Source organism: Nonomuraea helvata (assembly GCF_039535785.1).
GTDB lineage: Bacteria > Actinomycetota > Actinomycetes > Streptosporangiales > Streptosporangiaceae > Nonomuraea > Nonomuraea helvata.
On record NZ_BAAAXV010000001.1, the window covers coordinates 2,479,383 to 2,496,802 of the forward strand.

21 protein-coding genes are annotated in these 17,420 nt (G+C 70.5%); 9 read left to right on the forward strand and 12 right to left on the reverse strand.

From position 1 onward, the window contains the following. Nucleotides 1–8: 8 nt before the first annotated feature. Complete coding sequence (locus ABD830_RS11435) at nt 9–743, reverse strand: sugar isomerase domain-containing protein (RefSeq protein WP_344986619.1); 735 nt, start codon at nt 741–743, stop codon at nt 9–11. Then, nucleotides 744–1,613, reverse strand: coding sequence for a MurR/RpiR family transcriptional regulator (locus tag ABD830_RS11440; RefSeq protein ID WP_344986620.1), 870 nt, complete (start codon nt 1,611–1,613; stop codon nt 744–746). It lies immediately after the preceding gene. A gap of 79 nt (nt 1,614–1,692) precedes the next feature. Between ABD830_RS11440 and ABD830_RS11445 the strand changes: the two genes are divergently transcribed. Further along, the gene (locus ABD830_RS11445) at nt 1,693–2,643 is read left to right on the forward strand and encodes an N-acetylglucosamine kinase (RefSeq protein WP_344986621.1); all 951 of its coding nucleotides are present in this window, start codon (nt 1,693–1,695) and stop codon (nt 2,641–2,643) included. 144 nt (nt 2,644–2,787) lie between these two features. Beyond that, nucleotides 2,788–3,423 (forward strand): DUF6461 domain-containing protein, encoded by a 636-nt coding sequence (locus ABD830_RS11450; protein ID WP_344986623.1) that lies wholly within the window; start codon nt 2,788–2,790, stop codon nt 3,421–3,423. 57 nt (nt 3,424–3,480) lie between these two features. Here the strand turns inward: ABD830_RS11450 and ABD830_RS11455 are convergent, their stop codons facing one another. The 7 genes from ABD830_RS11455 to ABD830_RS11485 all read right to left on the reverse strand — a co-directional run bounded on the left by ABD830_RS11455 (nt 3,481) and on the right by ABD830_RS11485 (nt 8,164). Beyond that, nucleotides 3,481–3,732, reverse strand: coding sequence for a hypothetical protein (locus ABD830_RS11455; RefSeq protein WP_344986624.1), 252 nt, complete (start codon nt 3,730–3,732; stop codon nt 3,481–3,483). Next, complete coding sequence (locus tag ABD830_RS11460) at nt 3,729–4,103, reverse strand: hypothetical protein (RefSeq protein WP_344986626.1); 375 nt, start codon at nt 4,101–4,103, stop codon at nt 3,729–3,731. The genes ABD830_RS11455 and ABD830_RS11460 overlap by 4 nt, the downstream gene beginning before the upstream one ends. A 99-nt stretch (nt 4,104–4,202) precedes the next feature. Next, entirely contained in the window at nt 4,203–5,462 is a 1,260-nt protein-coding gene (locus ABD830_RS11465; RefSeq protein WP_344986628.1) for a helix-turn-helix domain-containing protein, read from the reverse strand. A 127-nt stretch (nt 5,463–5,589) separates the two neighbouring features. Continuing rightward, nucleotides 5,590–6,474 carry a hypothetical protein gene (locus ABD830_RS11470; protein WP_344986629.1) on the reverse strand — a complete coding sequence of 295 codons (885 nt, stop codon included), beginning with the start codon at nt 6,472–6,474 and terminating at the stop codon, nt 5,590–5,592. After that, nucleotides 6,471–7,004 carry an RNA polymerase sigma factor gene (locus ABD830_RS11475; protein WP_344986630.1) on the reverse strand — a complete coding sequence of 178 codons (534 nt, stop codon included), beginning with the start codon at nt 7,002–7,004 and terminating at the stop codon, nt 6,471–6,473. The genes ABD830_RS11470 and ABD830_RS11475 overlap by 4 nt, the downstream gene beginning before the upstream one ends. An 88-nt stretch (nt 7,005–7,092) precedes the next feature. Beyond that, the gene (locus tag ABD830_RS11480; protein WP_344986631.1) at nt 7,093–7,806 is read right to left on the reverse strand and encodes a thiolase C-terminal domain-containing protein; all 714 of its coding nucleotides are present in this window, start codon (nt 7,804–7,806) and stop codon (nt 7,093–7,095) included. A gap of 28 nt (nt 7,807–7,834) precedes the next feature. After that, nucleotides 7,835–8,164: a hypothetical protein gene (locus ABD830_RS11485; RefSeq protein ID WP_344986632.1), complete on the reverse strand. Its 330-nt coding sequence runs from the start codon at nt 8,162–8,164 to the stop codon at nt 7,835–7,837. Between the two features lie 192 nt (nt 8,165–8,356). Between ABD830_RS11485 and ABD830_RS11490 the strand changes: the two genes are divergently transcribed. After that, entirely contained in the window at nt 8,357–9,205 is an 849-nt protein-coding gene (locus ABD830_RS11490; RefSeq protein WP_344986633.1) for a LysR family transcriptional regulator, read from the forward strand. 15 nt (nt 9,206–9,220) lie between these two features. Then, nucleotides 9,221–9,841 (forward strand): MerR family transcriptional regulator, encoded by a 621-nt coding sequence (locus tag ABD830_RS11495; protein ID WP_344986634.1) that lies wholly within the window; start codon nt 9,221–9,223, stop codon nt 9,839–9,841. A 7-nt stretch (nt 9,842–9,848) separates the two neighbouring features. On the opposite strand, the gene ABD830_RS11500 is transcribed toward ABD830_RS11495, so the two are convergent. After that, nucleotides 9,849–10,736, reverse strand: coding sequence for a hypothetical protein (locus ABD830_RS11500; RefSeq protein WP_344986635.1), 888 nt, complete (start codon nt 10,734–10,736; stop codon nt 9,849–9,851). A 76-nt stretch (nt 10,737–10,812) separates the two neighbouring features. Between ABD830_RS11500 and ABD830_RS11505 the strand changes: the two genes are divergently transcribed. Beyond that, nucleotides 10,813–11,226, forward strand: coding sequence for a TIGR03668 family PPOX class F420-dependent oxidoreductase (locus ABD830_RS11505; RefSeq protein ID WP_344986636.1), 414 nt, complete (start codon nt 10,813–10,815; stop codon nt 11,224–11,226). Here ABD830_RS11505 and ABD830_RS11510 read toward each other — a convergent pair. Then, on the reverse strand, nt 11,216–11,890 hold the full coding sequence (locus ABD830_RS11510; protein WP_344986637.1) for a ThuA domain-containing protein: 675 nt from the start codon (nt 11,888–11,890) through the stop codon (nt 11,216–11,218). The two genes, ABD830_RS11505 and ABD830_RS11510, sit on opposite strands and share 11 nt — an antisense overlap. A gap of 99 nt (nt 11,891–11,989) precedes the next feature. Here ABD830_RS11510 and ABD830_RS11515 point away from each other — a divergent pair, with 99 nt between their 5' ends. Together ABD830_RS11515 and ABD830_RS11520 are read left to right on the forward strand one after the other, a co-directional pair. After that, on the forward strand, nt 11,990–12,835 hold the full coding sequence (locus ABD830_RS11515; protein ID WP_344986638.1) for an RNA polymerase sigma-70 factor: 846 nt from the start codon (nt 11,990–11,992) through the stop codon (nt 12,833–12,835). A gap of 62 nt (nt 12,836–12,897) precedes the next feature. Next, entirely contained in the window at nt 12,898–13,659 is a 762-nt protein-coding gene (locus ABD830_RS11520; protein WP_344986639.1) for an SDR family oxidoreductase, read from the forward strand. Nucleotides 13,660–13,662: 3 nt separating this feature from the next. Here the strand turns inward: ABD830_RS11520 and ABD830_RS11525 are convergent, their stop codons facing one another. Next, nucleotides 13,663–14,235, reverse strand: coding sequence for a TetR/AcrR family transcriptional regulator (locus ABD830_RS11525; protein WP_344986640.1), 573 nt, complete (start codon nt 14,233–14,235; stop codon nt 13,663–13,665). Nucleotides 14,236–14,314: 79 nt separating this feature from the next. Between ABD830_RS11525 and ABD830_RS11530 the strand changes: the two genes are divergently transcribed. Together ABD830_RS11530 and ABD830_RS11535 are read left to right on the forward strand one after the other, a co-directional pair. Beyond that, nucleotides 14,315–15,964, forward strand: coding sequence for an NAD(P)/FAD-dependent oxidoreductase (locus tag ABD830_RS11530; RefSeq protein WP_344986641.1), 1,650 nt, complete (start codon nt 14,315–14,317; stop codon nt 15,962–15,964). Beyond that, nucleotides 15,961–17,394 (forward strand): ATP-binding protein, encoded by a 1,434-nt coding sequence (locus ABD830_RS11535; RefSeq protein ID WP_344986642.1) that lies wholly within the window; start codon nt 15,961–15,963, stop codon nt 17,392–17,394. The genes ABD830_RS11530 and ABD830_RS11535 overlap by 4 nt, the downstream gene beginning before the upstream one ends. Nucleotides 17,395–17,420: the final 26 nt, after the last annotated feature.

The following is a 17,420-nucleotide window of genomic DNA, read 5'->3' on the forward strand; positions in this document are numbered from 1 at the left end:
TGACTTGTCTATGATCCGCGTCGGATACGTCCTGCGTAGCGGCTCTCCAGGGCCCTGTTGTGCTCGTCGCCGCCGGTCACGTTGACCGACACGTAGACGGGAGGCGTCTCGCCCGAGGCCACGAGCTCGTCGATCGCCTCGGTGACCACCATCTGCGCGAGCAGCGCCGAGGTGACCGTGGACACCGCGCCGTACGTGCCGCCGCCGGGCAGCTCGAGGAGGGCGTCGCCGTACGGCGCGCCGTTGTCCAGCACGACGTCGGCCAGGTCGAGCAGCTTGCGGCACGACGGGTGGCGCGAGGTCATCCGGGTGCTGTGCTTGACCGAGGTCAGCGCGATCAGCGGGTGGCCGCGCTCCTTGACGAGCGTGGCCAGTTCGACGACCGTGCCGTTCACGCCGGAGCTGGAGATCAGCACGAACACGTCCGGCGGCTCGACCGGCGCCAGGTCGTAGATCTCGTGCGCGACGGCCGGGTCGCGCTCCAGTTCGGGGGTCAGCACGCTGGCCGGGCGGCCCCCGTACAGGACGAGGTCCCTGGGCGTGAGGCGGTTGCTGGGGACGAGGCCGCCGGCGCGTCCGGCGATCTCCATGGCGATGGCCTCGGAGTGCCCCGACCCGAACGCGTTGACCACGCCACCGGCCCGGATCGAGGCCACCAGCAGCGCGGCGGCCCTCTTCACCGGTTCGGCCTGGCTCTCCGCGACCTGATGTGCCAGCTCGAGGACCTTGGATGCGTACGTCATTCAGCCTCTCTCCACCCGATGGCTCTCCACCGCGCTGATCGTCCGCTCGAACGCCTCGTTGGTGCGTTCGTAGGTGCGCTGGGCCACCGCCACGTACACGGCGTCCAGCACGAACAGCTGCGAATGGACGGCGGCCAGCCCGCCGAGCCTGAACGTGGTCTCCCTGCTGGCGGTGGTCAGCACCAGATCGGCCAGCTCCGCCAGCGGGGATCGGGCGAAGGAGGTGACCGCGACCGTCAGCGCGCCGTGACTGCCCGCCTCCGCCAGCGCCTCCATGACCTCGCGCGTACGACCCCTGTGGCTGATGCCGATGGCCACGTCGCCGTCCTTGAGCAGCGCCGCCTCCGACAGGGCCACGTGCGCGTCGCCGGCGCTCCAGCCGGGGATGCCGATGCGGCGCAGCCGGCCTTCCAGCATGGTGGCGACGTTACCGCTGGTGGAGACGCCGACGAGGAGAACACGCGGAGCGGCCACGATCGCGTCGGCCACCTTGGCGACCACGTCGAGGTCGAGCTGCGCGGCGGTGTCCTGGATGAGCCTGGCGTCGGCGGCGGCCATGACCTCGATGGCCGAGTCGAGCGGGTCGTCCGGGCCGATCTCGTGGCCGACGCCCGCGCCCCACCCCGCCTGGGCGGCCCGGCCGGTCTCGGTGGCGAGGGCGACGCGCAGCTCGGCGTATCCGGAGAAGCCGAACGCCCGGCAGAACCTGGTCACGGTCGCGGGCGAGCTGCCCGCCCGTTCGGCGAGCGCGATGATGGTCGAGCGCGCGGCCTCGGCCGGATCGCCGAGAATCACCTCGCCGACCCTGCGCAAAGCCTCCGGCAAACCGGGTAGTTCTGTTTCGACGCGCCCGAGCGCTCCTGAAGTCACGAATATTCCTTCCGAATACCCGGTCTTCTGGCGAAAATTATTCTTGCTTCCGGTCCACGTCAACCCCCAGACTCTGACCGTGACTGAATCGCTAGTGGTCGGTGTCGACGCCGGAGCCACGTCCACGCGGGTCGCCGTCCACTCCCTCGACGGCGCCAGGGTCGGTTACGCGCGGGCCGGTGCGGGCAATCCCACTGCTCACGGGCTGGGCAAGGCGGTGGCGGCGGTCGCCGCCGCGCTCGGGGAGGCGCTCGGGACGCACGACGGGGGGCTGGTCGTCGGCTCGCTGGCCGGGATCGCCGGGCATGTGCACGAGATGGTGCCCGAGCTGGCGAAGGTCTGGGCGGGCCACGGCATCGCCGAGGGGCCCCGTTACATGGGCGACGTGCCGATCGCCTACGCCGCGGGCTCGGCGGAGCCCGACGGCTCGCTGCTGCTGTCGGGCACAGGCGCCGTGGCGGCCAGGATCGTGGACTTCAAGGTCGACACGGTCGCCGACGGGCTGGGCTGGCTGCTGGGCGATGAGGGGTCGGGCTTCTGGATCGGGCGCCGGGCCGTCCAGGCCGTGGTCCACGCCCTGGACCGGGGCGCGCCCCCGCGTGGCGAGGGTCTGACCGAGCTGGTGGTGAAGCACTTCCTCGGCGACGATCGGCCGGCCGCGTCACGCGCCGCCGCCGACCGCATCGTACGGCTGGCGCAGGCCGACCACATGCGCCTGGCCGCCCTGTCCTCCCTGGTCAGCCAGGCCGCCGAGGCAGGCGACCCGGCCGCGCTCGAGATCGCGTCAGACGCCGCCGAGCGCCTGGTCGCCACCCTCAGGAGGGTGCATGAGTCCGGTCCGGTGGTGCTGGCGGGGAGCGTGCTGACCAGCGAGGGTCCGGTACGCCGGGCGGTGACGGAACTGCTGGCGGGCGAGAGCGTCACGACGGCGGGTGACGCGGCGGGGGCGGCGGCGTGGCTGGCGGCCCGCGACATCCTCCAGGAGACCGATGCGAAGGCCCGGCACGCCGCGTTCACCGCCGCGCCCTGAGCGAGCGGCCCGTACATCGGCTCAACGAGCCACAACCCAACCCTTCCGGCATTAACTACCTACCACTGCGAACAGCAGCCAACCCAAACGCCGTCATGGTGTAGCGCTGGCCACACCACCGCAGCCTCCCAATATCGGAGAAACGTGTCGGTTGACCTGGAAACCCACTATCGGGCTGTCACGGCCCACCTGACCGAATCGCTGTCGGATGGCAGCATCACCTGGTGTAGAGCATCAAGCGCCGACGAACTGGCCGTTTCACTGGGAGGAGAGCTATCGAGCGCGGCTCCCCGCTCTCTCTTCAGTGCCGACGAAGAATCTCAATACCACCTCTTGAGGTCCGGCCGTGGCAGAACCTTGGTCATCGGAGAACTCAGTTCTTGGTTCGTCGTGCTGGAGCCTGGTGACTGGATCGCCGTCGATGCGCTGCCCCGGCTCTCGGGCGCCGGCGAAGCCGTGTCTTTGGTGATCGGGGACACGCTCGGGCACCACCATGTGCACTACGCGCGTGATGGGCGGCAGGTGTGCCGCTTCCGCTGGGGAGCCGAACCGGATGGCGATGCATCGCGTCTTGAGCATCTGCTCTCAGGACTATCCCTGACGTCAGGGCTTCCGTCGTTGGATGAGGCATCTCGGCTGCCATCGTTAGCCGCATGGAAGACGCACGCCCTCATCCTCGCGGAACGGCTCACGGACGTTCGCCTGACTGTCGATTGGTTGAACCGCGAGCACACACGCTACTTCTGCCGCCCATTCGACAGTGAACCGCCCCGGCTTTGATCGCAAGCTGTAGGGGTCAGGCTGATCCACCGCACCGCCTCGCGCAGTGGTGGAAACTCAGGACACCCGCTGCTGGGAGGACCGTAGTGGCGCATCTGCCAAGCACGTCGCTTCGAGCCCGCGTTCTTCGGCCAGATTGCGAGCCAGTTCCTCCAGGGTCCGACCGCATCGGACGTTGGACAGGCGGCGTTCGTTGTTCGGGTCCGGCAGGAGGACGCGGCGCACGGCGTACCAGCCGCCACTGACCGCGTCGGAGATGGTCCACTCCCTGCCGTACTCGTTCTTCAGGCTGCTCAGGCTCACACTCATAGCGGCAACGCCGCCCGGCGCTCCAGTTCCTCCTCCAGCGCCGCGCGAACCAGCGTCGACAGCGGGTGCCCCTCCCGCAGTTCCGCATAACGGAACGCGATCCGGCGAACGGCCCGGGCGAGGTCCGCCACTGGATGCCAGACGTAGACGGCACGCTTGCGCCCCTCGTCCCACCCGGTACGCCACCAGAACCGTTCACCGTCGCACCACACCACCAGGCCCACCCAGACCCACACCAACGCCAGCCGATAACCCTTGTGAACCTCGGCCGAAATGCCGCGGGTTTCGAGTTCGGCGCGGAGCCGTTCAGCTACCGAATAAGAATTCCGGTCACTGTCGAATTTCGCGACGCGCGGGGGAAGAGTGTCCATGGGGAAGAGCATCGCGGAGAGGGAGAACCCAAACCAGATACACCATGTGGCACTTGCGCACAGGAGCTGATCCAACTGTCACGCCATGTGGCAGTTGGATCAGGACTCGACCCCGAGGAAGGCCGCGACCTCGGCGTACTCGGCTCTGAGCGCCCGCGCTCGGTCCTCGATGAGGTGGCCGGCCACTCGCCGGGCGAATGGCTGGTACTTGAGCCAGTGCGGCACACGGGTTTTGAGATCGAGAAGAATTTCCCACGATTCCGCCGCATTCCGCTCGTAAGCATGCGCGCCGGCCACATCGAGGAGATATCTGTACCGCGTGCTGCTCGACAGATTCGCCGTCGACAGGATTCCGTCATGGATTTCCAGGGCCCGCGTGCCGTCCCCCCGCACCACCGCATACTCGACGGCCTTGATCTGGATCAGCTCCGGGGAGAACCCGGCGAAAGTCGAGGCCCCGCGCGCCGCCCACAGCGGAGGAGACTCAAGCGGCTGCCCCTCGATGCGATGCGCCCCCGCACGGGCGAGCGTCAGCATGTCTTCGGCCTCATCGCCCTGGTTGTTGCGAACGGCTGCCGCCGAGGCCCACAGCAGCAGCCACCCCCAGGTAGCGAACTTCGCGGGGTCGCTCGTCGAGAAGCGCGGTTCGATGGCCTGGGCGGTCACCAGTGCTGCGCGCTGTGCGTCGTCGAGCCGCCCTTCCCGGAGAAAGAGCCAGCACTCGTTGAAGACGTGCCATGCGCCCAACAGCGGATCGTCGGCCTGTTCGGCCGCCGCGAGCCCCTCCGTGATCGCCTGATAGGCGAGGTCGTACTGCTGGAGCTGGATCAACGCCTGCGCCGAGAACTGGAAGGTCTGCGAGAGCAGCGTCAGCGCGGCGCGCTGATCGTCCGCGCCCCGGGCATCCGCCACCAGCGTGCGCGCCTCCACGAGCAGCGGGGGGATCGTCTGCACCACGGCCCGGTAATCGTCCGCCCGGTACAGGGTGTTCGCCGCGAGGAACGAGTCGCGCACCGACCGGTACGAGACTGGCCCGTCGAGGTCGGGCATTTGGACACCCGCCAGCCCGCGCACCGGTTTGAGCGTACGGCGCAGCGCGAGGAGGTCCGCGTGCACGGTCTCCTCCTGAGGGGAGACCGGTTCCGGGGAGGGCCGGAACAGATCTGAGGTCCGCACGTCGAGCGCTTCGGCCAGCTTGCGAAGCGTCGAGACACGCGCGCTGCTGCGGTCGCCCTGTTCGAGCTTGCGGATCGTGGACACGCTCACGCCTGAGCGTTCTTCCAGCTCCTCCTGAGTGAGTCCCTTGCTCACTCGGATGCGTGCCAGGTTCTCACCGAGGGCCGGTTCTCTCGCCATCATCCAACACCTCAAGGGGGACGACCTGATTCCAGGGTAACCCGCTGCTCGCAGCCGTCTCCGAGGATCGGCCGATCCCTCCTGAGGAGCTGACTTCTTCAAGATCGCTGTCGTTTGGCCATGGGCCCGTTCACCCGACGGGGGGCTCGCCGCCGTAGACGGGGTTCTTCGGCAGGTGCTCCTTCGTGACCAGCAGCCGCACCACGCCGGGCCGCGCCGACTCGGCGTCCCATACGAACCAGTCGTTCCCGACCTGCGGCGAGGTCTCTCCCGGCTTGACGGAGAAGCCGTCGTAGTTCTCGTTCGGTGTGATGACCTGGAAGATCGCCTTGACCCCGCGCGCTCGAGCCTCGGCGACCACCTCGCCCACGGTGCGCCCGCTGACCTTGACGCCCTCCAGCATCTCGCCCTTCGCGTTGGCGCGGCCGGAGTTCTGATAGGCCTCCCCCGGCCGGGCCTCGCGGCCGAACTTCACCCAGGCCTGGGCCTTGAACCCGACGGGCAGCTTGATCACCAGCACGCACCCCGGCCGGCCCGTCTCGCATCCTTCCGGTTCCGTGCCCGTGTACATGCGCTGCCCGATCGCCGAGCCGCCCATGCCCATCTGGATCATCTCGCCGACCCCGCTCGGGGAGACCGGGACGATCTGGAGTTGCACGTTCAGCCCGACGGCCTTGAAGCCTTCGGTGTACTTCTCGTGGTCGGCGTACGGGTCCTTGATCCGGGCCACCCAGTCGCTACCCTCCCGGGTGATGTCCAGCTCGGTGCTGGCGTACGAGGTGGCGACGCCCGTGGGGGTGACCAGGCTGGGACCGATCAGGGCGGCGGCGGCCAGCGTGGCGGTGGCCGCGGCGCTCAGCAGCAGGCGCCGGGTACGGCGGCGCGGCACGGGTGCCCTCTCGGGCGTGGGCTCCTCGGCGGTGATGGCGGCCAGCAGCGCCCGCGCCCCCGCGCCGGACGCCCGGCCCGCCAGGTCCTCGTCACGAACCCGGGCGAGGTGCTTCAGCTCGTTCATGTGGACTCCATGACCAGGTGGTTGACAGTGACGCCGGCCGTGGCCAGCGCCTTGGAGAAGCGCTTGCGCGCCCGGTGCAGCCGGATGCGCACGGCGTTGCGCGAGCAGCCGAGCACGGTGGCGATCTGGGCCCGGTCCAGGCCCTCCCAGGCCACCAGCGAGATCAGCTCCCTGTCGTCCTCGGGCAACTGCTCGAACGCCCGCGCGATCGCCCCCAGCTCGACGCTGGTCTCGGGCGAGTGGGCGTACAGGTCGGCGAGGTCGGTGTCGAGCTCCACGCTCCGGTGCCGGTGCCTGGCCTGGCCGCGGCGGTGGTTGGCCAGCACGTTCCTCGCGACGCCGTACAGCCAGAGCCGGGCCTCGCCGTCCGGCGGGACCGCGTCCACGCGGCGCCAGGCGATGGCGAACGTCTCGGCCACCACGTCCGCCGCGTCCTCCGGGGAGTCGCAGCGGCGCAGGGCGTAGCCGAGTATGTGCTCGTACGTCTGCTGGTACATGGCCTCGAACCGGGTCTTCCGGTCGTCATCCACGGGCGGTCCCCATGGTCGGCCTCCTCGGGCGTCGGGATCGGATCACCCCGTACATGTCGGAGGCATCGTCATCATTTCCGCTGATTTTTCACCGTACGAGCAGGGCGGCGCTCCCGTAGCTGCCCCCGAACCCCGTCACGAGAGCCACCTCACGTCCCTCCCTGAGCTCCCTGACGGCCTGGGCCACGTTGTTCAGGCCGTGCACGTAGCCCTCCGAGAGCAGGCCGCCGTGCGGGTTCACCCAGGCGTGGCGGCGCTCCAGCAGGTACGCCCCCAGGCCCCCGCGCTCGACCAGCCCGAAGTCCTCCAGTTGCCGGGGCACGAGCCACGAGTACGCGTCGTACGGCAGCGCCACGTCCACATCCGACGGGCGCATCCCGGACGCCTCCCAGAGCATGGGCGCCACGTACGCGGAGAAGATCGCGGTGACGTCCGGCGCGCGGTCCATCGAGGAGCAGCCCGGGCCTCCCCCGCGCACGACCGCCTGGACGCGCGGCCCGTCGAGGACGTCGCTGACCAGCAGGGCGCAGGCGCCGTCGGTCTCCTGGCAGCAGTCCGCCGTGCGGAGCGGGGTGCAGACGTACGGCTTGGCGAGGTAGGCGGCGAGCTCTAGCGGCTCGCGGCGCAGGGCGCGCGGGTTGGTTCCGGCGTTCTCCCTGGACTGGGCGACGACGGCGTGCAGATGCTCGGCGGTGAGGCCCGTGTCGTGCAGGTAGCGGGTCGCGGCCAGGGCGAAGAGCGGGATCGGGCCCGCCAGCCCGTACGTGAAGCGCTCCTGGGGGCCGGTGGAGACGGTGTTCATGCGCTTGCCGGACCGGCCGTTGAGCGCCCTATAAATGACGATATTTCGCGCTAAACCGGCGTGTATCAGCATCGCCGCGTCGCCCAGGATCGACGCCGCCTGCGTCCCCCCCTCCCGCGATGTCGTTGTGCCAGCCGAGCCGCTCGATCCCCAGCGCCCGCGCCACCTGCACGGCGGGCGCGGAGTCGTTCAGGTGATAGCTGAGCACCGCGTCCACGTCGCGCGGCCCGATCCCCGCGTCCGCGCAGGCCGCCCGGCACGCCTCGACCGCCAGCTCCAGCTCCGTGCGCCCGGACTCCCTGGTCAGGGCCGTCATCCCGATCCCCGCCACGGCCGCCCGCCCCGCGAACGGCTGCATGCCCGCTCCTCTCCCGGGCATGGACGATCACACCCGGTGCCGCCACGCTAGCCCGCGCCGACTGTCGCAGACAAGCGCTTGCTCAGTAACGGCGACTCTCGATGGATAACTGCGTATCTTCACGGGAAGCAGAGTCTCTTGTAATACGGAGGTGTGATCGACCGATAGCCCATCATCACGCCGAGGTGAGGGATGGATCTACGCTACGTCCGCTACGCGATGGCGATCGCACGGGCAGGCAGCCTGCGCCGGGCCGCCGCCGCGCTGCACATCGCCCAGCCGACGCTGTCGGAGCAGCTCAGGGCACTGGAGAAAGAGATCGGGGTCGAGCTGTTCAGCCGCTCGTCGAGCGGCGTCGAGCTGACCGAGGCGGGCGAGGCGTTCCTGGCCCACGCCACCGTCGCGGTGGACGCCTTCGACCGCGCCGTGGCCGCCGCCAGGTGCACGGCGCAGACCGCCCGCCTGGGCGTGGCCGACGGACTGGCGGACGTGGTCGCCCGCCTGCTCGCCCAGCTTCCGACCCCGAACCTGCGGGTGGCGCCCATGGGAACGGCCGAGCAGATCGTCTCCATCGTGGACGGCACCCTGCAGGCCGGGCTCGGCTACGCGCCGGGCTCGCTGCCCAGGGGCGTGGCCCGCATGCTGGTCCACCGCTTCCCGGTGCGCGCGCTGCTCCACCGCGACCACCCCCTGGCGGCGCACGAGGCGCTGTCGCTGTCGGACCTGGCGGCCGAGCCGCTGGTCATGCCGGAGTCCGACGCGGTGGCCGGTGCCCGCCGCTTCCTGCAGGGATTCGTACGGCACCGCCTCCACCCCCGCCTCGGCCCGTCCGCGGCCACGCACGACCTGGTCATCAACATGGTGCAGGAAGGCGCGGGTTACGCGTTGTGCGTCCACGAGGGCACGACCGTCCCCGACACGCTCGCGTTCCTCCCGATCAAAGAGGACGTGCCGCCACTGGAGGTGGTCTTCCTCTGGAACCGCCAGACCGACGTGCACGAGCTCCTCAGCGCCGCCCGCCACCTGGCCCGATCTGGATAGCGTTATTATCCACCGATGCGCATCTCCGAACTCAGCGCCAAGTCCGGTGTCGCCATCCCGACGATCAAGTACTACCTGCGCGAGGGGCTGCTGCACCAGGGGCAGCAGACCGCCGCGACCAGAGCCGAATACGACGAGGCCCACCTGCGCAGGCTCCGCCTGATCCGGGCCATGCTCGAGGTCGGCAGACTCCCCGTCGCCTCCATCAAGAAGGTCATCGAGGCGGTCGAGGACGAGTCCCTTCCCGTGCACGAGATGCTGGGCACGGCCCACTACGCCCTGAGCCCCGCCGTCGAGCCCGAGCCCGGCGAGGACTGGCAGATCGCCCGCGACCAGGTCGACCGCCTGGTCGCCGACCTGGGCTGGGACATCGCCCCGCACGCCCCCACCCGCGACGAACTGGCCCAGACGCTCGTCCGGATGCGCCAGCTCGGCCTGCCCATCGACCTCACGCCGTACGCCGAGACCGCGCGGACGCTGGTGTCCGAGGTCGAGATGGACAAGATCCCGTTCCACGGTCCGCGCGACGCCGCCGTGGAGGCCCTGGTGCTCGGCACCGTCCTGTACGGCAAGGCGTTCGACGCGCTGCGCCGCATGGCCCAGGAGTCGGAGTCGGCCCGCCGCCTGTCCCCCTAGGGGGCGCCTAGATCAGGCCGTTCGCGCGCAGCACCTCGACGGCGTGCACGGTGGCGGCTCCGCGCCACTCGAGCGCTCCGGCCGGCGAGTGGCGCGCGTACTCCACGCTCCAGCCGCCGTCGTCGTGCTGCTCCCCCTCCAGCCGGACGAGATCCGCGGCGATCACCTCCGGCTCGAACAGGTTCCGGACCGGCCGGCCCGGGTACGGGGCGAAGTCCAGCGGGCGCAGCGCCTCGTTCTCGGTGCCGCCCACGACGGGCACCCGCCCGTCCGCGGGGATGTGGGCGCCGAGCCGTTTGAGCAGGCCGGCCGCCCTCGGCTGGCTGTCGTAGACGGCGTCGAGGAAGCGCACGGCGAACATCAGCACGTACGCGTGCGGCTCATCATCCAGCGCCTGGATCGCGTCGAGGCTGTAGCGCGTGGCGCGCTCCAGCCACGGGTGCGCGGCCACGGCCGGGTCATGAACGGCGACGCGGTGGGCGGCGGCCGCGGAGATCGAGGTGATCTGCAGGGACGACGTGGCCGGGTCGCCGCCCGCCCACAAGGGAGCGGTGGCCTCGTCGACGGTGAGCGGCAGCGAGAACGGCAGCCCGCCGTCGGGCAGCGTGATAGAGCCGAGCCAGTCGCACAGCGCCGCGGCGTGCGGCGAGGTCGCCGGGGCGACGTTCTCGAACGCCTCGAAGGCGTGCAGCGCCGCCCCCGGCTGGCTCTCGGGCGAGCGCAGGTCCGCCTCCAGCCCCCAGCCGTAGCCGCCGTCCGGGTTGCGGTAGGCGTCCAGGGCGGCCAGCACGGCGGCCGCGTCGCCGTCGCCCATGAGCAGGTCGTAGCGGCGGCGGTCCAGCACGCGCGCGTGTCCTGCGAGGAATCCGGGGATCGCCGAAGGGTTCGCTTTCATGCGGTCATCCTGCCCACGCGGGCGACATGTCGTCTTGTAACTTCCGGCCGTCTTTCCCGGTCAGCACAATGGGGGGATGGACGGCGAGCAGGCCCGCGCGAGGTTCCGGGAGGAGCGGGTGGCACGGCTGGCCACGGCGAGCCGCGACGGCGCCCCTCACCTGGTGCCCGTCACCTTCGCCGTCGTCGCGGACCGGGTGGTGACCGCGATCGACCACAAGCCCAAGACCACCACCGCCCTGAGGCGGCTGCGCAACATCCGGGAGAACCCGCGCGTCAGCCTGCTGGCCGACCACTACGAGGACGACTGGGCACGGCTGTGGTGGGCGCGCGCCGACGGCCTGGCCAGGATCGTGGAGGAGGGGCCGGAGCGGGAGCCGGCGCTCGACGCGCTGGCGGCCAAGTACGGCCAGTATCGCGAGCGCCGGCCCGACGGCCCGGTCATCCTCGTGGACGTCACCCGTTGGACCGGCTGGTCCTTCACTCCGTGATGGTGACCGGCCGCTTCAGCAGCCACAGCGCGGCCCGCTGGAGCAGCGTCCTGTGCACCTCGTTCTCGTACGACCTGGTGTCGTGGCCCAGGGCGTCGTAGAACACCCGGCCCCGGCGCACGGGCCGTGCCCAGATCAGCGGCTGGCCGTTGGACGAGGCCAGCGGCCGTACGTCGGGCAGGATGTCGAGGTCGCTGTAGACCTCGTCCACCACGTCGAAGTCCCGCAGGCCGTCCACCACCGGGTGTCCGCCGTGCACCCGCACGCCCGTCCACCCCAGCGGCGGGTGGTGGGACTTGGGCCAGGTCCAGCAGCCGCCCAGGACGCGCGGCCAGCCCTGCCAGTCGTCGAAGCAGATCGACGCCGAGTGCATGCACAGCAGGCCGCCGCCCCGCTCGAGGTGGTCGAGGAGCGTGGTGCGGGCCTCGGCGGGTAACGCGAAGCGCCACTCGGGACGCAGGTCGGCGAAGCGGTCCTGGTCCATCTGCCAGCGCAGCGCGTTGACCGTGATGAGCTGGACCTCCGACGGCTCGCTCAGCGCGCCCGCGATGTCCTCGGTGATCTCCGACTCGACCCCCACCTCGGCGAGCGCCTCCGCGAGCGCGGCCGACGTGGCGGCGAAGTCATGGAACAGTCCTCCTGACAGGATCAGATTTCTCGCCACTTACCCAGCTCATCATGCTTACCGCGGCATTTCCAGCGGAAAGCCTCGACTGGCGGCCCCGGCACGCCGACCTCCTTGGCGACGGGGGATGATGCCGCCGTGGAGTTCGAGGAGCATCGCCCCCTGCTGCTGGGGCTGGCCTACCGCCTGCTCGGCAGCATGTGGGACGCGGAGGACGTGGTCCAGGAGGCGTGGCTGCGGTGGCAGGGCGTCGATCGGAGCGAGATCAAGGAGCCGCGGGCCTTCCTGCTGACCGTGGTCTCGCGGCTGGCGCTCGACCAGTTGCGCTCCGCGCGGGTCAGGCGCGAGGCGTACACGGGGCCGTGGCTGCCCGAGCCGGTGTTGACGTCGGAGGCGGGGCCGCTGGACACGGCCGAGCTGCGGGACACCGTCTCGTACGCGACCCTGCATCTGATGGAGCGGCTCTCGCCGCCGGAGCGGGCGGTGTTCGTGCTGCGGGAGGCGTTCGAGCTCCCGTACGAACAGGCAGCGGAGATCGTCGGCACCTCCGTGGCCAACGCCAGGCAGCTCCACCGCCGCGCCTCCGTGCGGCTCGCCCAGGGGCGTGCCAGGTTCCAGCCGTCCGCGGCGGACCACGTCGAGCTGGTGACGAAGTTCATGGACGCGGCCTCGGGCGGCGACCTGGCCGCGCTGACCGAGCTGCTCCACGAGGACGTCGTGGCCTACACCGACGGCGGCGGCAGGGTCCGCGCCGCGCTCCGGCCGATCCTGGGGCGCCGCAAGGTGGCGGACTTCCTGGTGGGCCTGAGGAACAAGTACGGTCCCTCGGAGGCGCAGGTGCTCGACGTCAACGGCCATCCGGTCATCTGGACGCGGGTGGCCAGGTACCGGCAGCTGGTGGCGTTCGACATCCAGGACGGCCGCATCAGGGAGATCTACAGCATCATGAACCCGGACAAGCTCCGCCGCCTCACCCCGGCCTGAGCGCCGGGGCGCCGGCCGGGCGACCTGCTCAGCCACCACCCGCACGATCTATAGTCGCCCCTATGGATCTCGGCATCTCGGGCAAGGTCGCCCTCGTCACCGGAGGCAGCGCGGGCATCGGCCTCGCCGCGGCCAAGAGTCTCGCGCGTGAGGGCTGCGACGTCTGCGTCAGCGCCCGCAACCCCGACCGGCTCGCGGACGCGGTGGTGCAGCTTCAGGAGTACGGCAAGGTCGTGCACGCCGTGCTGGCCGACGTGGAGGACCCGGCCGCCGCCCGGCGGGTGGTCGAGGAGACGCGTGACGTGCTGGGGCCGATCGACATCCTGGTGGCCAACGCGGGCGGGCCGCCGGCCGGGCGCTTCGATGAGGCCAGCCTGGCCGACTGGGAGGTCGCCGTCGAGCGCAACCTGCTCGGCACCGTACGCCTGATCCACGCGGTCCTGCCCGAGATGCGCTCGCGCGGCTGGGGGCGCATCGTCACGGTCACCAGCAGGTCGGCCAGGGAGGCGATCGACGGCCTGGCGCTGTCCAACGCCACCCGCTCCGCCGTGGCCGGCGTCGTGCGCACCCTGGCCCGCGAGGTCGGCCGCGACGGCGTGCTGGTCAACAACGTGATGCCCGGCCCCATCGACACCGACCGGCTGCGAAGCATGGCGGGCGACGATGAGGCCCTCGCCCGGCGGGGCGAGGCGGTGCCGGTCGGCCGGATCGGGAACCCGGATGAGGTGGGGGACGTGGTGGCGTTCCTGGCCAGCGAGCGGGCCTCGTTCGTGAACGGGATCTCGATGCTGGTGGACGGCGGCGAGAGCCGCGTCATCGCCTGAGCGTCACTTCCTGACCAGCGTGCGCGCGATCGCGGCGGCCCAGGGCTCGTCCTCGTCGAGGAGATCGACGAAGGAGGACAGGTTCGCCCGGTGGAAGCAGGCGCCCATCAGCATCGCCGCGGCGGCGTCGGCGTCGGCCGCCTCGTCGAGCCGGCCGCCGCGCTGCTCGGCCCGCAGGATCTCGGCCAGCGCCTGGATCGGCAGATGCGGCCCCGCCTGCCTCTCGGCCAGCATGGTCCTGAACCCCGACAGGAGCGACGGATCGGCCAGCACGCCGGAGGCGATGCCCGCGGCCTTGCGGTAGAACTCCAGGGCCGTCAGCGCGAACTCGGTGAGGTTCGCGGCCAGGTCGCCCTGGCCGGTGCCGAGGCGCAGCCGCGCCAGGGCGGGGCCGAGTGCGGGCAGCCGCTCCAGCAGGACCGCGAGGAAGAGCGCCTCTTTGCCGGCGAAATGCTTGTAGAGCAGCGCCTCCGAACAGCCGGCCTGCTGGGCGATGCGCTTGGTGGTGGCGCCCGCGATGCCGAACTCCCGTATGGCCTGCTCGGCGGCGTCGATGATGCGATCGCGTGTGCGCATCCGCCCATGATATGAGCGAGTGCTCGCTGAGCTTGCCGCACATGACATGCTTCCTCTTAGGGACCAGTGGGGAGAAGACATGGACAAGCCGGTCATCGTTACGGTGGACGACGACCCGGGCGTCTCGCGGGCGGTGGCTCGTGACCTGAGACGCCGCTATGGCCAGGAATACCGGATTGTCCGCGCCGAAGCGGCCGCGGAAGGCATCGAGGCCGTCAAGCAGATGCGCCTGCGAGGCGACGACGTGGCGGCCATCCTGGCCGACTACCGCATGCCGCAGATGAACGGCGTGCAGTTCCTCGAGGCCGCCATGGACATGTATCCGTACGCGCGCAGGGTGCTGCTGACGGCCTACGCCGACACCGACGCCGCGATCCAGGCCATCAACGTGGTGGACCTCGACCACTATCTGCTCAAGCCGTGGGACCCGCCGGAGGAGAAGTTCTATCCGGTGATCGACGGCCAGCTCGACGCCTGGATGCGCACGGACCGGGTCGAGCGGTCCGAGCTGCGGGTGGTGGGCGACCGGTGGTCGGCGCACTCGTACAAGATCCGCGACTTCCTGGCCCGCAACCACGTGCCGTACCGGTGGATGCTGGCGGAGGACCCGGAGGGCGCGCAGCTGGTGAAGGCCGCAGGAGAGGGCTGCCATCTGCCGCTGGTGGTGACCGCCGAGGGCACCACGCTGGAGTCGCCCGACCAGGGCACGCTGGCCATGGCGGTGGGCCTGTCGACCACCCCGGCCACGGACTTCTACGACCTGATCGTGGTGGGCGGCGGCCCGGCCGGGCTCGGCGCGGCCGTCTACGGCGCCTCGGAGGGGCTGCGGACCGTGATGGTCGAGGCGTACTCATCGGGCGGCCAGGCGGGGCAGAGCTCCAGGATCGAGAACTACCTGGGCTTCCCCGACGGCGTCTCGGGGCAGCAGCTCGCCGACCGGGCGCGCAGGCAGGCGCTGAAGTTCGGGGCGGAACTGCTGACCGCGCGCAAGGTGGTCTCCCTGGAGGCACGCGGCCAGGCGCGGGTGGTCGGGTTCAAGGACGGCGGGGAGATCGCGGCACACGCGGTGATCCTGGCGACCGGCGTCACCTACCGCCGTCTGGAGGCGCCGGGGCTGGACGAGTTCGTCGGCCGGGGCGTCTTCTACGGCGCGGCCCTGACCGAGGCGCCCTCCTGCCAGGACGGCGAGGTCTACATCGTCGGGGCGGCCAACTCGGCCGGACAGGCAGCGGTCTACCTGGCGGGATTCGCGAGCAAGGTCCATTTGTTGGTGAGGGGTGATGGTTTGGAGAAGTCCATGTCTCACTACCTCATCGAGCAGATAGGCGCGCTCCCCAACATCGAGGTGCACCTCCAGACGGAGGTCGTCGGCGGCGAGGGCGACGACCACCTCGAGCGGCTGACGCTCTCGACCAAGGGCGAGACCCGCACGGTGGACGCGCAGTGGCTGTTCGTGTTCATCGGGGCCGAGCCGTACACGACCTGGCTGGGCGAGACGATCGAGCGCGACGAGAAGGGGTTCGTGCTGACCGGTCCCGACCTGGTGCAGGGCGGGCGGCGGCCGCGTAACTGGCCGCTGCGGCGCGAGCCGTACTTCCTGGAGACGAACGTTCCCGGGGTGCTGGCCGCGGGCGACGTACGCGCTGAGTCGATCAAGAGAGTGGCCTCCGCCGTCGGCGAGGGCGCGATGGCCGTCGCGCTCGTGCATCGCTACCTGGAGAAGCAATGAGCACCACAAATGTGGACATCGATGAACTGCGCAAGCTCTTCCTCTTCGAGCGGCTGACCGACGAGCAGCTCACCAAGCTGGCCAACAGCGGTCAGGTGCGGACGTTCGCCCAGGAGGAGGTGATCCTCCGGCAGGGCGACCCGGCCGAGTGCTTCGCGGTGCTGCTCGACGGCGAGATCCAGATGATCAACGAGACGGTCAGCGCCGGGACCGTGGCGATGCCCCGCACGTCGCAGCCGGGCGTCTACGGCGGCGCCACCAGCGCCTACCTGGGCGACCGGGCGCCGCAGACCTACCAGCACACGCTGCGGGCCACCGCGCCGACGCGGATGTTCCTGCTGCCGGCCAAGAAGTTCGCCTACATCGTGGCCGAGTGGTTCCCGATGGCGATGCACCTGCTCGACGGCATGCTGTCGGGCGGACGGTTCCAGCGCGAGGCCATCGACCGGCGGCAGCGGCTGACCGCGCTCGGCACCATCACGGCCGGGCTCACGCACGAGCTGAACAACCCGGCCGCGGCGGCCGTGCGCGCGGCGAGCGAGCTGCGCACGCTGGTCAGGACCTCGCGACTGCAGCTCGCCCAGCTCGCCGAGGCCGGCATCCCGCCGGAGAAGCTGCGCGCGCTGATCGAGTGGCAGGAGGCCTGCACGAACAACCTGGGCAAGCTGCCGCAGCGCACCCCGCTGGAGATCTCCGACGCCGAGGACGAGCTGGGCGAGGCCCTGGATGACCTCGGCGTCGATGACGCCTGGGAGCTGGCTCCCGCGCTGGTCAACGCCGGGTTCTCGAACAAGGAGCTGGAGAAGGTCCGCGGCAAGGTGGGCGAGGAGCAGACTCCCGCCGCGCTGCACTGGCTGGCCGGGGCGATCGAGATCTCGCAGATGCTCCGCGAGGTGACCGAGGCCACCGAGCGCATCACGTCGCTGATCAACTCGGCCAAGCAGTACTCGCAGATGGACCGGGCGCCGTTCCAGCAGGTGGACCTGCACGACCTGCTCGACAGCACGATCGCGATCTTCCGCGGGAAGATCCCGCCGGGCATCAGCGTGGTCACCGACTACGACCGCACGCTGCCGCTCATCCCCTGCTACGCGGGCGAGCTCAACCAGGTGTGGACGAACCTCATCCACAACGCGCTCGACGCGATGGGCGAGGTGGGCACGCTGACGATCCGCACCGCGCATGACGAGGACGAGGCGATCGTCGAGGTCGGCGACACCGGCCCCGGCGTGCCCGAGGCGATCAAGGAACGCATCTTCGAGCCGTTCTTCACGACGAAGAGCGTGGGCCAGGGCACCGGTCTCGGCCTCGACATCTCCTACCGGATCGTGGCCGGACGGCACGGCGGGGAGATCAAGGTCCGCTCGGCGCCGGGCGAGACGTGGTTCGAGGTGCGCCTGCCGCTGAGGGAGCCCGTCCCGGTCGCCTGAGTATGATCTGCCCTTGTCAAGAAGTG

What these genes read in the sequence shown, in the direction of transcription:
- ABD830_RS11435 (WP_344986619.1), bottom strand. Translation starts at nt 743, where the DNA reads ATGACGTACGCATCCAAGGTCCTCGAGCTGGCACATCAGGTCGCGGAG.
- ABD830_RS11455 (WP_344986624.1), bottom strand. Translation starts at nt 3,732, where the DNA reads ATGAGTGTGAGCCTGAGCAGCCTGAAGAACGAGTACGGCAGGGAGTGG.
- ABD830_RS11460 (WP_344986626.1), bottom strand. Translation starts at nt 4,103, where the DNA reads ATGGACACTCTTCCCCCGCGCGTCGCGAAATTCGACAGTGACCGGAAT.
- ABD830_RS11465 (WP_344986628.1), bottom strand. Translation starts at nt 5,462, where the DNA reads ATGATGGCGAGAGAACCGGCCCTCGGTGAGAACCTGGCACGCATCCGA.
- ABD830_RS11470 (WP_344986629.1), bottom strand. Translation starts at nt 6,474, where the DNA reads ATGAACGAGCTGAAGCACCTCGCCCGGGTTCGTGACGAGGACCTGGCG.
- ABD830_RS11480 (WP_344986631.1), bottom strand. Translation starts at nt 7,806, where the DNA reads ATGAACACCGTCTCCACCGGCCCCCAGGAGCGCTTCACGTACGGGCTG.
- ABD830_RS11485 (WP_344986632.1), bottom strand. Translation starts at nt 8,164, where the DNA reads ATGCAGCCGTTCGCGGGGCGGGCGGCCGTGGCGGGGATCGGGATGACG.
- ABD830_RS11490 (WP_344986633.1), top strand. Translation starts at nt 8,357, where the DNA reads ATGGATCTACGCTACGTCCGCTACGCGATGGCGATCGCACGGGCAGGC.
- ABD830_RS11495 (WP_344986634.1), top strand. Translation starts at nt 9,221, where the DNA reads ATGCGCATCTCCGAACTCAGCGCCAAGTCCGGTGTCGCCATCCCGACG.
- ABD830_RS11500 (WP_344986635.1), bottom strand. Translation starts at nt 10,736, where the DNA reads ATGAAAGCGAACCCTTCGGCGATCCCCGGATTCCTCGCAGGACACGCG.
- ABD830_RS11505 (WP_344986636.1), top strand. Translation starts at nt 10,813, where the DNA reads ATGGACGGCGAGCAGGCCCGCGCGAGGTTCCGGGAGGAGCGGGTGGCA.
- ABD830_RS11520 (WP_344986639.1), top strand. Translation starts at nt 12,898, where the DNA reads ATGGATCTCGGCATCTCGGGCAAGGTCGCCCTCGTCACCGGAGGCAGC.
- ABD830_RS11525 (WP_344986640.1), bottom strand. Translation starts at nt 14,235, where the DNA reads ATGCGCACACGCGATCGCATCATCGACGCCGCCGAGCAGGCCATACGG.
- ABD830_RS11530 (WP_344986641.1), top strand. Translation starts at nt 14,315, where the DNA reads ATGGACAAGCCGGTCATCGTTACGGTGGACGACGACCCGGGCGTCTCG.
- ABD830_RS11535 (WP_344986642.1), top strand. Translation starts at nt 15,961, where the DNA reads ATGAGCACCACAAATGTGGACATCGATGAACTGCGCAAGCTCTTCCTC.